Raw genomic sequence first — 14,674 nt, forward strand, 5'->3', positions numbered from 1 at the left:
GCACGGCCCGGCGCCCGGACGTCCGCACGGCACGAGGGCGCGGCGGCGACCGGCGCGATCTCGCCGCGCCGCCCGGATTTCTTACCGGTTTCGCTTGCTTGGAGCACACTCCAAGGCCATAGCGTGGGAGTCATGACGGTGTTGCAGACCACGCCCGTGACCATCGAGCAAACCCCGAGCCCCGCAGACGTCTGCTCCGCGCCACCCCCGCGGCACCCGCGCCCCGACGGACAGGACAGCTACACGATCAGCGAGGTCGTCGCCTTCACCGGACTCACGGCCCACACCCTGCGCTGGTACGAGCGGATCGGGCTGATGTCGCACATCGACCGCTCGCACACCGGCCAGCGTCGCTACAGCAACCGCGACCTGGACTGGCTGGACCTCGTCGGCAAGCTGCGGCTGACCGGCATGCCGGTCGCCGACATGGTGCGGTACGCCGAGCTGGTGCGCGAGGGCGAGAGCACGTTCGGCGAGCGCCACGAGCTGCTCGAGGCGACCCGGCGGGACGTCCGGGCCCGGATCGCCGAACTCCAGGACACGCTGGCCGTGCTCGACCGGAAGATCATGTTCTACGCGGACGCCACCCGCACCCCCGAAAGTGAGAGGACCGCCCGATGACCGACCGCAGGATACCGACGGCGCCGCTCGGCGAGCACGGCCCCGAGGTCGGCGTGCAGGGACTCGGCTGCATGGGGATGAGCTTCGCCTACGGCCCCGCCGACGCCGACGCGTCCCGGGCCGCCCTGGAACGCGCCCTCGAACTCGGCGTCACCCTCTACGACACGGCGGACGCCTACGGCGCGGGCGAGAACGAGCGGTTCCTCTCCCCCTTCTTCAAGGCGCACCGCGACGAGGTCGTGATCGCGACGAAGTTCGCCCTGTCGATCCCGCCGGACGACCCGACCCGGCGCGTCATCCGCAACGACGCGCCCTACATCCGCGAGGCCGTCGAGGCGAGCCTGCGGCGTCTGGACGTCGACGTCATCGACCTCTACTACATGCACCGGCGCGATGTGAGCGTGCCGATCGAGGACACCGTCGGCGTGATGGCCGAGCTGGTGCGCGAGGGCAAGGTGAAGCAGCTCGGCCTCAGCGAGGTGACCGCCGCCGAGCTGCGGGCCGCGCACGGCGTGCACCCCGTCGCCGCCGTCCAGTCGGAGTGGTCGCTGTTCAGCCGCGACATCGAGGCGCAGGTCGTCCCGGCGGCCCGCGAGCTGGGCGTGACGCTGGTGCCGTACTCGCCGCTCGGCCGGGGATTCCTCACGGGCTCCTTCGCCGACGCCGCGACGGACCTGACCGAAGGCGACTTCCGCCGCGGCCAGCCCCGCTACCACGGTGCGAACGCGGCGGCCAACGCCGCGCTCCTGGAGCCGATTCGCGCGGTGGCCGAGGCGCACGCCGCGACGCCGGCCCAGATCGCCCTGGGCTGGGTCCAGCAGCAGTCCCGGGTGCACGGGCTGCCCGTCGTCCCCATCCCGGGCACCCGCAGTCCGGGCCGGGTCGAGGAGAACGCGGCGGCGACGGCCGTCGAGCTGACGCGGCAGGAACTGGCGCTGCTGGAGCCGATCGCGGGCAAGGTCGCCGGCGACCGCTACGCGGACATGTCGTTCGCCTCCGCCGGCCGCGAGTGATCACAGCTCCGACAGCAGCTCCGCCTTCTTCACGGAGAACTCCTCGTCGGTGACCAGTCCGGCCCGGTGCAGCTCCCCGAGGTGACGGATGCGTTCGGCGATGTCGGAGGGATCGCGACGGGGGACCGAGGCCGGCACCATGGCCGCGGGCCCCCGGTTGCGCACGGCCGCCAGGACCGCCGCCGCGAACGGCAGCGACTCGTGGACGGGTCCGTAGCCGAGACCGAAGACGACCGTCGCCGGGTCCTGGTCGGCCGGCGTCGCGGTGGGCTCGCCGCTCAGCAGCCGCAGGTGCCCCTCGAACAGCTCCGGCGAGCGCCACTCCACCCCGGTCAGCTCGGACACGGCGAAACTCTGGTCGCCCGCCTTCCACTTCGCCGACGACGCGCCCGTCCAGAACCACCGGAAGCGCACCGTGCGCCCGTCGAACGAGGCCTTGCCGTCGTACGCCTTGAACGACAGCGGCCCCTCGGGGGCGTCCACCAGGAAGCGGTCCGCGGGACCGGACCCGGTCAGCCGCTCCCGCAGCTCGTCGGCGTAGTACTCGGCGAGCGTCTCCCGTTCGGCGGGCAGCACCAGCCGGTACGGATCGCACCCCTCCTTCAACTGCCCCGCGGCCGCCTCCATCAGCGGATCGGCGCCGGGCCGCGGCTCGGCGCGCAGCACGACCGTCCCGCGCCGTCCCGGGGTCAGCGTCACCCGGGCGATGGCCGCCACCGGGATGCGGCGCTCGCCCAGCGCCGACAGCAGCTTGGGGGTGCGCAGCCCCCGTTCGTGACGGATGAGGACGGAGTCGGAATCGAACTCCCAGGCGGCATGAAATCCGGCCAGTACGTCACCCATGCGGCTCATCGTATGCGGGACACCCATTCTTCGTCCCCTCCCCGCGCGCACCGCAATTCCAGCGTCTCTACGCGCGTCCGGCCTTCGTCGTGTCGGACAAACCCGTCGTGCAGGCGACATCGTCCTGGGCGCACTCCACCGAGCCGTACGCGCCGGTGCCGATCTCGGCGAAGTTGCGCAGGCTGTCGGTGCCCGGTTCGAAGTAGCCGCCGTGGCCCTTGGCCTCCCGTGCCGACAGCACCCGTGCGCCGAACTCCCGCGCCATCGGGTCCTCGCCGTGCCCGAGGCCGCCGACCTCCAGATGCGGCACGTCCTGGATCCAGTCGTCGGCGTCCCGCATCGCCCACACCCGGGCGTCGGTGCCCAGCCCGGCGGCGTTCTCCACGCGCATCCCGGGACTGCCCGCCACCGCGATGTCGGCCACCCGCTCGGGCATCGCGTGTGCGGCGACCCCGCAGACCACGGAACCGTAGCTGTGGCAGAACATCGCCACGGGCGCGTCGCCGGGCAGCGCGCCGACGAGGGCGTTCAGCCGGACGGCGCCGTTCACGGCGCGCATCGCGGTGGCCGAGTCGATGCCCAGCCCGTCGGGGGAGGTGTAGTCGGCCCAGGCGATCACGGCCGTACGCGTCGACGGGCTCGCCTCGCGCTCGGCCGCGTACAGCGCCTGGGCCATGCCGACCGGCGCCGAGTACTTGCGGTTGGTGCGCTGGAAGGTGAGCAGGTCGGTGTCGACGCCGGGCACGACGATCGAGATCCGGTCCGCCTCGTCGAGGCCGCCGAACACCTCGGCGGCCCGGCCCGAGCCCTCCGGGTCGAAGGCGAGGATCTGCCGGCCGGGGGAGCTCAGCGCCTCGTAGCGGTGCATACGGCGCTCGGCCAACTGCTGCCCGGCGGGCGAGAGTCGGCTGTCGTGCGTCCGGGTCCGCTCGATCGCCGCCTGCCGCAGCAGCGCGACGCGGTTGGCGCGGTAACGCAGCCCGGTGGGCGCGCCGTTCATGTTGCCGACGGCGAGCGCGTAGTCCTGCACGAGCGCGGTGTGCTGCGTCGCGCTGAGCGAGGCGAAGAACCGGGCGATCCGCGCGGGGCCGGAATCGAGGTCCGGCAGCGCACGGCCGGCGAGCCGGCCGTGCTCCCAGGCGGTGCGCGAGGTCTGCAGGGCGCTGTCGTCCCGTTGCTGTCGGACGGCGGTCCAGCCGGTGGTCGCCAGCATCACGAACACCACGGCCAGGGTGGCGAGGGTGCGCCAGACGCCGAGTTGCGGGGAGGTGTCGAAGGAAGTCACTGAAAGGACACACTAGGAGAACGAGACGGTCTCGAGTGACCCAAGTGATGGGGATCACGTTTCGTTCGGCGTGGGAATGGTCATAAAGACCCTCAGGCCTTGCGCCGAAACCGTCAGGCCGTGCGCCAGTCTCCCAGCAGCGCGGGTCCCACTCCGTCGAGGTACGCCGCCGTCAGCGCGCGGATCCCCGCCAGGCTGAAGTCGTCGCCGGTGGACCACTGTCGCTCCGTCACCCGCATCACTCCGCTGAAGACGGCCACCGCCAGCCGGGGCCGGGGATCGGCGTCCACGTCGAGCCCCTCGCGTTCGGCGATCACCCCGGCGAGGTCCTCCTCGACCTCCGTCGACCGCCGCAGATGTGCGGCGAGCAGCACCGGCGTCGACTCGATCACCCGGTACATGCGCAGGTACTGCTCCACCGGCGCGACCGACTCCACGACCTCGTTGATCGAGTCCCAGCCGTCCAGCACCGCCTGCCGCAGCGCCTCCAACGGCGGCTCGTGCGGCGGGCGTTCGCGCACCGCCTCCACAAACCGGTCCACCGTCATCTCCACCAGGGCGAGCGCGGCCTCCTCCTTGCCGGCGAAGTAGCGGAAGAAGGTGCGCTGCGAGACGTCGACCGCGTCGGCGATCTGGTCGACGGTCGTCCCGTCGTATCCCTGGGAGGTGAACAGTTCGACGGCGGCCCGCAGCAGCGCGTCCCGGGTGCGCTGTTTCTTGCGTTCGCGCAGTGTCGTCGGCATGGGTGTCAGTTACCGCCTTGTGAACTCGTTTGTCAATTGTCAGTGGCTGTCACTAGCCTCGAACGCATGACTAGTCAGACCACCATCGACTCGACGGGTCCGGGGGGCAAGGCGCCGGCGGACCGGTCGGACGGACCGCCCGCCAAGGGGCTGCGCGGCCACCCGTGGCTCACCCTCATCACCGTCGCCGTCGGCGTCATGATGGTGGCCCTCGACGGCACCATCGTGGCCATCGCCAACCCGGCCATCGCCAGCGACCTGGGCGCCACCTTCGCCGAGGTGCAGTGGATCACCAACGCGTACTTCCTCGCCCTCGCGGTCTCCCTGATCACCGCAGGCAAGCTCGGCGACCGCTTCGGCCACCGTCAGACGTTCCTCATAGGCGTCGTCGGCTTCGCCGCCGCCTCCGGCGCGATCGGCCTGTCGGGCAGCATCGGCGCGGTCGTCGCCTTCCGGGCGCTCCAGGGCCTGTTCGGCGCCCTGCTCATGCCGGCCGCGCTCGGTCTGCTGCGGGCGACCTTCCCGGCGGAGAAGCTCAACATGGCCATCGGCCTGTGGGGCATGGTCATCGGCGCCTCCACCGCCGGCGGTCCGATCCTCGGCGGCGTCCTCGTCGAACACGTCAACTGGCAGTCGGTGTTCTTCATCAACGTGCCGGTCGGCGCCCTCGCCCTGGCGCTGGGCGTGCTGATCCTGCTCGACCACCGCGCGGCGAACGCCCCGCGCTCCTTCGACGTGCCGGGCATCGCCCTGCTCTCCGGCGCGATGTTCTGCCTCGTCTGGGCCCTGATCAAGGCTCCGGCCTGGGGCTGGGGCGACGGACGGACGTGGGCGTTCGTCCTCGGCTCGGCGGTGCTCTTCGTGGCCTTCGCCGTGTGGGAGTCGAAGGTGCGGGAGCCGCTGATCCCGCTGGCGCTGTTCCGGTCGGTCCCGCTGTCGGCGGGCGTGGTCCTCATGGTGCTGATGGCGATCGCCTTCATGGGCGGCCTGTTCTTCGTGACGTTCTACCTCCAGAACGTGCACGGCATGAGTCCCATCGACGCGGGCCTGCACCTGCTTCCGCTGACCGGCATGATGATCGTCGGCTCGCCGGTGGCGGGCGTGCTGATCACCAAGCTCGGCCCGCGCATCCCGCTGGCCGGCGGCATGGCGGCCACCGCGATCGCCATGTACGGCATGTCCACGCTGGAGACGGACACCGGCAGCGGCGTCATGTCCGTGTGGTTCGCGCTGCTGGGCTTCGGCCTCGCCCCCGTCATGGTCGGCGCGACCGAGGTCATCGTCGGCAACGCCCCGATGGAGCTGTCGGGCGTGGCGGGCGGTCTCCAGCAGGCCGCCATGCAGATCGGCGGCAGCCTCGGCACGGCCGTGCTGGGCGCCGTGATGGCCTCCAAGGTGGACGGCGACCTGCCGGCCAACTGGAAGGCCGCGGGTCTGCCCGGGCTCACTCCCGCTCAGCTCGACCAGGCCTCCGAGGCGGTCCAGGTGGGCGTGCCGCCGGTCGCCAAGGGCACCCCCGAGGCGGTCGCCGCGAAGATCGCGGACGTCGCCCACGACACGTTCATCTCCGGCATGAGCCTGGCCTCGCTGGTCGCGGCCGGGGTGGCGGTCGTCGCCGTCTTCGTCGCGCTGCTCACCAAGCGCGGCGAGAACGCGGAGGCGGGCGCGGGCGTCGGTCACCTCTGACGGGATTTCCAGGCGAATTTCCCTCATCAGGGTGACGACGCTAAAGGTTTCTCGCCTCCGGCACGCGTCACAGGTCACAGTGGGTCAGGCCCTCCGGATGGCAGGGCCTGCCAGGGCCGTGGCGCGCTGTCGGAGGGGGACAGCGCGCCGACCGCCCGGTGGCGGCGGGGCATGGACCGTGTTCCGCGGGTTACCCGTTCATCGAAACATCCCCGCCAGTCCAGGGAGTTGACGATGGCCGGTTTCGGAAACGGCGCCCGCAGGTACCCCCGCTCGCCTGGCCGCACCAGGTCAGGATGGGGGTCCCCCCGGTCGAGCGAAGCGGAGACCGGGGGAGGGCCGGACAGCGCGACGCTGGGCATCATCGGCCTCGTCTGCGCGGTCGCCGGATTCTTCGCGCTGGGGATCGTCCTCGGCCCCGCGGCGATCGTCTGCGGCTGGCTGGCCATGGGCCGCACCTGGGCGGGCCCCCGCCCGGTACCGGCCCTGGTCGCGGTCGTCCTCGGCGCGATCGACACCCTGCTGGCGCTGGTCTGGCTGGCGGGAGCTGCGGGCCCGGGCAACGGACTCCTCTGACCCGGCCCGCCGGGCGGCCGTCGGCTAACCGGGCGGGTGACCGGCGGTCAGGGACGGGGCCTTCCGGGCGCCGTCCCGCAGCGCCGCGACCTCGCGCCGCAGCGCCCTCACCTCTTCGGTCAGGGCCAGGATCGCCTCCGTCTGCGCGCGCTCCTCGACGTCGTCCTTCTCGAACCGCTCGATGAACCACGCCGCGATGTTCGCGGTCACCACACCCAGCAGAGCGATCCCGGAGAGCATCAGGCCGACGGCGATGATCCGCCCCAGTCCGGTGGTCGGCGAGTGGTCCCCGTACCCCACCGTCGTCATCGTGGTGAACGACCACCACAGCGCGTCACCCAGCGTCCGGATGTTCCCGCCCGGCGACTCCCGCTCGACCGACAGCACGGCGAGCGAGCCGAACATCAGCAGCCCGACGACCGCGCCCACGACGTAGGTCGTCATCCGGATCTGCGAGGCCATCCGCGCCCGCCGGCCCACCAGCAGCAGCGTCGAGACCAGCCGCAGCAGCCGCAACGGCTGCAGCAGCGGCAGGACGACCGCGCACAGGTCCAGCCAGTGGGTACGGACGAACCGTCGCCGCCCGGTGGTCAGCGCCAGCCGGATCAGGTAGTCCGCGGCGAACGCCCCCCACACCGTCCACTCCACCGCGGCGCACACCACCGTCGTCGTGCGGCCGGCCGAGGTGTCCACGATCGGCACCGCGTAGGCGACGGCGTACATCACGGCAAGGGCCAGCAACGGCCGCTGGGTCCGCTGTTCCCACCGGTCCTGCCGGTCCCACGGGGGCTGCGCCGTTCCTTCGTGCATGCTCGCATCGTAAAGAACGGGTAAGGGTGGTGGAGCCAAAAGGGCGGTGGAGCCCGAAGACTCCACCGCCCCTCGTCCGCTCACGTCGTGCGCAGACTACGCGTCGCCCCCGGCGGCCCCCGGGTCCGCCGCCGAGACGTCCAGCAGCTGGTACCGGTCGACCGCCTGCTTCAGCAGCGACCGGTCCACCTTGCCCTCACGCGCCAGCTCCGTCAGCACCGCCACGACCACCGACTCGGCGTCGATGTGGAAGAAGCGGCGCGCCGCCCCGCGGGTGTCGGCGAAGCCGAAGCCGTCCGCGCCAAGCGACTGGTAGGTGCCCGGCACCCAGCGGGCGATCTGGTCCGGCACCGACCGCATCCAGTCCGAGACGGCCACGAACGGCCCCTCGGCCCCGGAGAGCTTGCGCGTCACGTACGGCACCTGCTGCTCCTCCTCCGGGTGCAGCAGGTTGTGCCGCTCGACCTCGACGGCTTCGCGCCGCAGCTCGTTCCAGGAGGTCGCGGACCAGACGTCGGCCTTGACGTTCCAGTCCTCGGCGAGGATCTTCTGCGCCCGGACCGCCCACGGGACGGCCACGCCGGACGCGATGATCTGCGCCGGGATGGACCCCGAGGTGCCCTCGCTGAAGCGGTGGATGCCCTTGAGGATGCCCTCGGCGTCCACGTTCTCCGGCTCGGCGGGGTGCTGGATGGGCTCGTTGTAGACGGTGAGGTAGTAGAAGACGTCTTCGCCGTGCGGGTGCTCGGCCGAGCTGCCGTACATCCGGCGGAGCCCGTCCTGCACGATGTGCGCGATCTCGAAGCCGAAGGCCGGGTCGTAGGCGACACAGCCCGGGTTGGTCGAGGCGAGCAGCTGGGAGTGGCCGTCCGCGTGCTGGAGTCCCTCACCGGTCAGGGTGGTACGCCCGGCGGTCGCCCCGAGGACGAAACCGCGCGCCAGCTGGTCCGACATCTGCCAGAACTGGTCGCCGGTGCGCTGGAAACCGAACATCGAGTAGAAGACGTAGACCGGGATCAGGGGCTCGCCGTGCGTGGCGTAGGCCGAACCCGCCGCGATCAGGGAGGCCGTGCAGCCCGCCTCGGAGATGCCGTCGTGCAGCATCTGCCCGGTCGGCGACTCCTTGTACGCGAGCAGCAGCTCCCGGTCGACCGACTCGTACTGCTGGCCGAGCGGGTTGTAGATCTTCGCACTCGGGAAGAAAGAGTCCATGCCGAAGGTGCGGTACTCGTCCGGCGCGATCAGCACGAACCGCTTGCCGATCTCCTTGTCCCGCATGAGGTCCTTGAGGAGACGCACAAAGGCCATGGTCGTCGCGATGGACTGCTGGCCCGACCCCTTCTTCACGGTCGCGTACGTCTTGTCCTCGGGCAGTGCGAGCGGCTTGGAGCGCACCACACGGGTCGGGACATAGCCGCCGCAGCTCTTGCGGCGGTCGTGCATGTACTGGATCTCCTCCGAGTCCCGGCCGGGGTGGAAGTACGGCGGCACGCCGCCTTCCAGCTCCTTGTCGGAGATCGGCAGGTGCAGGCGGTCGCGGAAGCCCTTCAGGTCGGCGACCGTCAGCTTCTTCATCTGGTGCGTGGCGTTGCGGCCCTCGAAGTTCGGGCCCAGCGTCCAGCCCTTGACCGTCTTGGCGAGGATGACCGTCGGCTGGCCGGTGTGCTCCACGGCCGCCTTGAACGCCGCGTAGATCTTCCGGTGGTCGTGACCGCCGCGGCCCAGGTGCAGGATCTGGTCGTCGGTCATGCCCTCGACCATCGCGCGCAGCCGATGGTCGTCGCCGAAGAAGTGGTCCCGGATGTAGGCGCCGGACTCGGTGGCGTACGTCTGGAACTGGCCGTCCGGCGTCGTGTTCATCCGGTTGACGAGGGTGCCGTCGCGGTCCTGGGCGAGCAGCGGGTCCCACGACCGGTCCCAGATCAGCTTGATCACGTTCCAGCCGGCGCCCCGGAAGACCGACTCCAGCTCCTGGATGACCTTGCCGTTGCCCCGCACCGGCCCGTCGAGCCGCTGGAGGTTGCAGTTGACCACGAAGGTCAGGTTGTCCAGGCCCTCACGGGCGGCGATCGTCAGCTGGCCGAGCGACTCCGGCTCGTCCATCTCGCCGTCCCCGAGGAACGCCCACACGCGCGACTTCGACGTGTCGGCGATCCCGCGCGCGTGCATGTAGCGGTTCATCCGCGCCTGGTAGATCGCGCCGATCGGGCCGAGGCCCATCGACACCGTCGGGAACTCCCAGAAGTCCGGCATCAGACGCGGGTGCGGGTAGGAGGACAGCCCGTGCGGCGCCTTCGACTTCTCCTGGCGGAACGCGTCGAGGTTGTCCTCGCTGAGCCGGTCGAGCAGGTACGCGCGCGCGTAGATGCCCGGTGAGGCGTGGCCCTGGAAGAAGACCTGGTCGCCGCCGTCGCCCTCGTCCTTGCCGCGGAAGAAGTGGTTGAAGCCGACGTCGTACAGGGACGCCGAGGAGGCGAAGGTGGCGATGTGGCCGCCCACGCCGATGCCCGGCCGCTGGGCCCTGGACACCATCACGGCCGCGTTCCAGCGGGTCGCGTTGAGGATCTTGCGCTCGATCTCCTCGTTGCCCGGGAAGAACGGCTCGGCCCTGGTGGGGATGGTGTTGACGTAGTCCGTGCTGCGCATCTCGGGCACGGCCACGCGCTTCTCGCGGGCCCGCTCGATCAGGCGCAGCATGAGATAGCGGGCCCGATCCCGGCCGCGCTCGTCGATCGCGGCGTCGAGGGAGTCGAGCCACTCCTGGGTTTCCTCGGGATCGAAGTCAGGAACCTGACTCGGAAGGCCGCCAATGATGATCGGGTTGCGATCGGATCCGGAAGCCACGCTGTTCCTTACCTGTCAGAGGGGCTGTGAGGGGCTGGGTGGGGCTATGGGTCTCGCTCGGTGTCTCGCGGGCGTCACTCGGACGGCTCCGCCTGTCGCTCGGGCGCCTGCACCGCCCCATCGTCCACCTAGGGGCCGTAAACGTCATCTCTACCCCTAGGTAACAGCAGTCCGTTCGGATCTCGTACCCTTGGGTGGTTCTCAAATGCGCAAACAGGGCAGATAGGTGTGGTGTACGTCACTATTCGTCCGCACCGTGTGCCTGGAGTTGCGTCGAGACGGCCAGGATCGTCACCGTTTCGGCGGTCCGAACCGCCGGGTACTTGCGCGATCCGTCCCGTCCGTGTGGACTACGGCCAATGCCTCGCGCACGCGCGTGGCTGAGTTTCCCCCCAGCCCTGGACGGGCCCGGGGGAACCCCATCCGAATCAAGATCAGGAGGCAACCCGTGAGCGCGACCGCGGACCACGCGGAGGAGCGGACCAGCCCTGCCGTCAGGCTGGGTTTCCAGCCCGAGCAGGTGGTCCAGGAGATCGGCTACGACGACGACGTCGACCAGGAGCTCCGCGAGTCCATCGAGGAAGTCATCGGCAGCGATCTGGTGGACGAGGACTACGACGACGTCGCCGACGCCGTGGTGCTCTGGTTCCGCGACGATGACGGAGACCTGACGGATGCGCTGGTGGACGCCACCACGTACATCGAGGAAGGCGGGTCGATCCTCCTCCTGACGCCGAAGACCGGCCGTACGGGATACGTGGAGCCGAGCGACATCTCCGAAGCCGCGACGACTGCGGGTCTGTCGGCCAGCAAGAGCGTCAGCGTCGGCAAGGACTGGAGCGGCAGCCGGCTGGTGACGCCCAAGGCGGCCAAGTCCAAGAAGTGATGTGACGTGCGGACGGGCCGGGCCTTCGCCTTCGGCCCGTCCGCCTGCCTTCGGCGGCCGCTGCGTAGGGTGGATCCCACCCAGACAGCCCCACCCGAAGGGACATCCAGGCGATGGCGATCCAGGTCGGCGACAAGGCCCCCGACTTCGAGCTCAAGGACAACCACGGCCGGGCCGTGCGGCTCTCCGACTTCCGGGGCGACAAGAACGTCGTCCTCCTCTTCTACCCGTTCGCCTTCACCGGCGTGTGCACCGGGGAGCTGTGCGAGGTGCGCGACCACCTGCCGCAGTTCGCCGACCGCGACACCCAGGTGCTCGCCGTCTCCAACGACTCGATCCACACCCTGCGCGTCTTCGCCGAGCAGGAGGGCCTGGAGTACCCGCTGCTGAGCGACTTCTGGCCGCACGGCGAGGTGTCCCGCGCCTACGGCGTCTTCGCCGAGGACAAGGGCTGCGCGGTGCGCGGCACCTTCGTCATCGACAAGGAGGGCGTGGTGCGCTGGACGGTCGTCAACGCGCTGCCGGACGCGCGCGACCTCGGCGAGTACGTCAAGGCGCTCGACACCCTGTGATTGTTCGGCCCCACGGCCTGCGTGCTGCGGGAACCCGTCACTAGGATCGACACGTTGATCCGATATCCGACGCATCACGGGGCTCCCCGCCCCGAAAACCAATGGAGGAGCTCGTGGGAGTCAGCCTCAGCAAGGGCGGCAACGTATCGCTGACCAAGGAGGCCCCGGGCCTGACCGCGGTCATCGTCGGTCTGGGGTGGGACGTCCGCACCACGACCGGCACCGACTTCGACCTGGACGCCAGCGCGCTGCTGGTGAACAGCGCCGGCAAGGTCGCCAGTGACGCCAACTTCGTCTTCTTCAACAACCTGAAGAGCCCCGACGGCTCGGTCGAGCACACCGGTGACAACACCACCGGTGAGGGCGAGGGCGACGACGAGGCGATCAAGGTCAACCTCGCCACGGTCCCGGCCGACGTCGACAAGATCGTCTTCCCGGTGTCGATCTATGACGCGGAGAACCGCCAGCAGTCCTTCGGACAGGTCCGCAACGCGTTCATCCGCGTCGTGAACCAGGCCGGCGGCGCCGAGATCGCCCGCTACGACCTCAGCGAGGACGCGAGCACGGAGACCGCGATGGTCTTCGGCGAGCTGTACCGGCACGGCGCCGAGTGGAAGTTCCGTGCCATCGGCCAGGGCTACGCCTCGGGTCTGCGCGGCATCGCGCAGGACTTCGGCGTCAACGTCTGAGCCGGCAGCACAACCCGAGTCACCTGGACGTCCGGCGCCGCACCGTTTACGGGCGGCGCCGGACGCGCAGGACAACCGAAGAGAGTGCCTGAGCACGACCTAGGGGAGGACAAGCAATATGGGCGTCACGCTCGCCAAGGGGGGCAACGTCTCCCTGTCCAAGGCCGCGCCGAACCTCACTCAGGTGATGGTCGGACTCGGCTGGGACGCGCGCTCCACCACCGGAGCCGCCTTCGACCTGGACGCCAGCGCCCTGCTGTGCACCGGCGGGCGGGTCATGGGGGACGAGTGGTTCGTCTTCTACAACCAGCTCCAGAGCCCGGACGGCTCGGTGGAGCACACCGGCGACAACCTGACCGGCGAGGGCGAGGGCGACGACGAGTCGCTGATCGTCGATCTCCTCAAGGTGCCGCCGCACTGCGACAAGATCGTCTTTCCCGTCTCCATCCACATGGCCGACGAGCGCGGCCAGACCTTCGGGCAGGTCTCCAACGCGTTCATCCGCGTCGTCAACCAGGCCGACGGCCAGGAACTCGCCCGCTACGACCTCAGCGAGGACGCCGGCACCGAGACCGCGATGATCTTCGGCGAGCTGTACCGGTACCAGGGCGAGTGGAAGTTCAGGGCCGTGGGACAGGGGTATGCGTCGGGTCTGCGGGGCATCGCGCTCGACTTCGGGGTGAACGTCTCCTAGGAGTCCCGGATTCCGCACGGAGGCCGGCTACCGATCGGTACGGGCCCGCCCGCCCCCTACGGAGCAGTCGACCTTTAGACTTCGCAGCTGGAAGTCAACGTTTCGTAAAGCCGAGTACGGCGTGGGGGAGACCCGCTCTCAGATCCGTCTGGGGGGACCCCCGACACAGGATTGGGTAGCCAGTGCTTCTGAAAACTTTCGGCTGGTCGTTCGCGATCACCGCGCTCGGCCTGGTCGCAGCGGCCTTCTACGGGGGGTGGGAGGCGCTCGGCATCGTGGCGATCCTCTGCATCCTGGAGATCTCGCTGTCGTTCGACAACGCGGTGGTCAACGCCGGAATCCTGAAGAAGATGAACGCCTTCTGGCAGAAGATCTTCCTCACGATCGGCGTGCTGATCGCGGTCTTCGGCATGCGGCTGGTCTTTCCCGTCGTCATCGTCGCCATCAGCGCCAAGATCGGTCCGATCGACGCGGTCGACCTGGCGCTGAACGACAAGGACAAGTACCAGCAGCTCGTCACCGACGCCCACCCGTCGATCGCCGCGTTCGGTGGCATGTTCCTGCTGATGATCTTCCTGGACTTCATCTTCGAGGACCGGGACATCCAGTGGCTGCGCTGGATCGAGCGCCCGCTCGCCAAGCTCGGCAAGGTCGACATGCTGTCGGTCTGCATCGCGCTGGTCGTCCTGCTGATCACCTCCTTCACCTTCGCCGCCCACGCCCACCAGCACGGCGGGGCGCACGTCGACAAGGCGGAGACGGTCCTGATCTCCGGCATCGCCGGCCTGATCACGTACATGGTCGTCGGCGGGCTCTCCGGCTACTTCGAGGACAAGCTCGAGGAAGAGGAGGAGCGGGAGCACGAGGAGGAGGAAGAGGCCGCGCGTACCGGCAAGCAGCGCCCGGCGATCGTCCTCGCCGGCCAGGCCGCGTTCTTCATGTTCCTGTACCTCGAGGTCCTGGACGCGTCCTTCTCCTTCGACGGAGTGATCGGCGCCTTCGCCATCACCAACGACATCGTCCTGATGGCCCTCGGCCTCGGCGTCGGCGCCATGTACGTCCGGTCCCTCACCGTGTACCTGGTCCGCCAGGGCACCCTCGACGACTACGTCTACCTGGAGCACGGCGCCCACTACGCGATCGGCGCCCTGGCCGTGCTCCTCATGGTCACCATCCAGTACCAGATCCACGAGGTCATCACCGGTCTCGTCGGCGTGCTCCTGATCGCCGGGTCCTTCTGGTCCTCCGTGCGCCGCAACAGGGCCCTGGCAGCGGCAGAGGGAAAAGCGACGGCCTCGGACGAGAAGACTGAGGTGTCGTCCGGGGTGTGATCACCTTCTGCGGGAGGAACGCTCTGAGCGGGGCGGCCGGTGAGGGAACTGTCCTCCACGGCCGCCCCGCCGGTTTTTCAT

The 14,674-nt window shown here is 69.9% G+C and carries 14 protein-coding genes; 9 read left to right on the forward strand and 5 right to left on the reverse strand.

The genetic code is table 11. From position 1 onward, the window contains the following. Positions 1-132: 132 nt before the first annotated feature. Together ACH4ZA_RS31025 and ACH4ZA_RS31030 are read left to right on the forward strand one after the other, a co-directional pair. Positions 133-621 (forward strand): MerR family transcriptional regulator, encoded by a 489-nt coding sequence (locus ACH4ZA_RS31025; protein WP_319279117.1) that lies wholly within the window; start codon positions 133-135, stop codon positions 619-621. Further along, positions 618-1,634, forward strand: a complete 1,017-nt coding sequence (locus ACH4ZA_RS31030) for an aldo/keto reductase (RefSeq protein ID WP_319279115.1) — start codon at positions 618-620, stop codon at positions 1,632-1,634. The genes ACH4ZA_RS31025 and ACH4ZA_RS31030 overlap by 4 nt, the downstream gene beginning before the upstream one ends. Here ACH4ZA_RS31030 and ACH4ZA_RS31035 read toward each other — a convergent pair whose 3' ends face one another. From ACH4ZA_RS31035 to ACH4ZA_RS31045, 3 genes are all read right to left on the reverse strand, one after another. Beyond that, entirely contained in the window at positions 1,635-2,486 is an 852-nt protein-coding gene (locus ACH4ZA_RS31035) for a DUF4429 domain-containing protein (RefSeq protein WP_319279165.1), read from the reverse strand. Between the two features lie 58 nt (positions 2,487-2,544). After that, positions 2,545-3,762: an alpha/beta hydrolase gene (locus ACH4ZA_RS31040; protein WP_398432623.1), complete on the reverse strand. Its 1,218-nt coding sequence runs from the start codon at positions 3,760-3,762 to the stop codon at positions 2,545-2,547. 113 nt (positions 3,763-3,875) lie between these two features. Then, complete coding sequence (locus ACH4ZA_RS31045) at positions 3,876-4,505, reverse strand: TetR family transcriptional regulator (protein WP_319279112.1); 630 nt, start codon at positions 4,503-4,505, stop codon at positions 3,876-3,878. Positions 4,506-4,571: 66 nt separating this feature from the next. Between ACH4ZA_RS31045 and ACH4ZA_RS31050 the strand changes: the two genes are divergently transcribed. After that, positions 4,572-6,191: an MFS transporter gene (locus ACH4ZA_RS31050; RefSeq protein ID WP_398432624.1), complete on the forward strand. Its 1,620-nt coding sequence runs from the start codon at positions 4,572-4,574 to the stop codon at positions 6,189-6,191. 234 nt (positions 6,192-6,425) lie between these two features. Beyond that, a complete protein-coding gene (locus tag ACH4ZA_RS31055) occupies positions 6,426-6,767 on the forward strand; it encodes a small hydrophobic protein (RefSeq protein WP_319279108.1) in 342 nt (113 codons plus the stop codon). 24 nt (positions 6,768-6,791) lie between these two features. Here ACH4ZA_RS31055 and ACH4ZA_RS31060 read toward each other — a convergent pair whose 3' ends face one another. Both ACH4ZA_RS31060 and aceE read right to left on the reverse strand, forming a co-directional pair. Next, positions 6,792-7,577 (reverse strand): potassium channel family protein, encoded by a 786-nt coding sequence (locus ACH4ZA_RS31060; protein WP_398432625.1) that lies wholly within the window; start codon positions 7,575-7,577, stop codon positions 6,792-6,794. 96 nt (positions 7,578-7,673) lie between these two features. Then, positions 7,674-10,421, reverse strand: a complete 2,748-nt coding sequence (gene aceE, locus ACH4ZA_RS31065) for a pyruvate dehydrogenase (acetyl-transferring), homodimeric type (protein ID WP_319279104.1) — start codon at positions 10,419-10,421, stop codon at positions 7,674-7,676. Positions 10,422-10,869: 448 nt separating this feature from the next. Between aceE and ACH4ZA_RS31070 the strand changes: the two genes are divergently transcribed. From ACH4ZA_RS31070 to ACH4ZA_RS31090, 5 genes are all read left to right on the forward strand, one after another. Beyond that, positions 10,870-11,307: a DUF3052 domain-containing protein gene (locus ACH4ZA_RS31070; RefSeq protein WP_057583034.1), complete on the forward strand. Its 438-nt coding sequence runs from the start codon at positions 10,870-10,872 to the stop codon at positions 11,305-11,307. A gap of 113 nt (positions 11,308-11,420) precedes the next feature. After that, positions 11,421-11,879 carry a peroxiredoxin gene (locus ACH4ZA_RS31075; RefSeq protein WP_057583037.1) on the forward strand — a complete coding sequence of 153 codons (459 nt, stop codon included), beginning with the start codon at positions 11,421-11,423 and terminating at the stop codon, positions 11,877-11,879. Between the two features lie 113 nt (positions 11,880-11,992). Beyond that, positions 11,993-12,568, forward strand: a complete 576-nt coding sequence (locus ACH4ZA_RS31080; protein ID WP_319279100.1) for a calcium homeostasis/redox stress adaptation protein — start codon at positions 11,993-11,995, stop codon at positions 12,566-12,568. Positions 12,569-12,686: 118 nt separating this feature from the next. Next, the gene (locus ACH4ZA_RS31085) at positions 12,687-13,262 is read left to right on the forward strand and encodes a TerD family protein (RefSeq protein ID WP_319279098.1); all 576 of its coding nucleotides are present in this window, start codon (positions 12,687-12,689) and stop codon (positions 13,260-13,262) included. 182 nt (positions 13,263-13,444) lie between these two features. Further along, on the forward strand, positions 13,445-14,593 hold the full coding sequence (locus ACH4ZA_RS31090) for a DUF475 domain-containing protein (protein WP_319279096.1): 1,149 nt from the start codon (positions 13,445-13,447) through the stop codon (positions 14,591-14,593). The last annotated feature ends 81 nt before the right edge of the window (positions 14,594-14,674 follow it).

The sequence above is a fragment of the Streptomyces sp. NPDC020597 genome (assembly GCF_044335095.1).
Classification (GTDB): Bacteria; Actinomycetota; Actinomycetes; order Streptomycetales; family Streptomycetaceae; genus Streptomyces.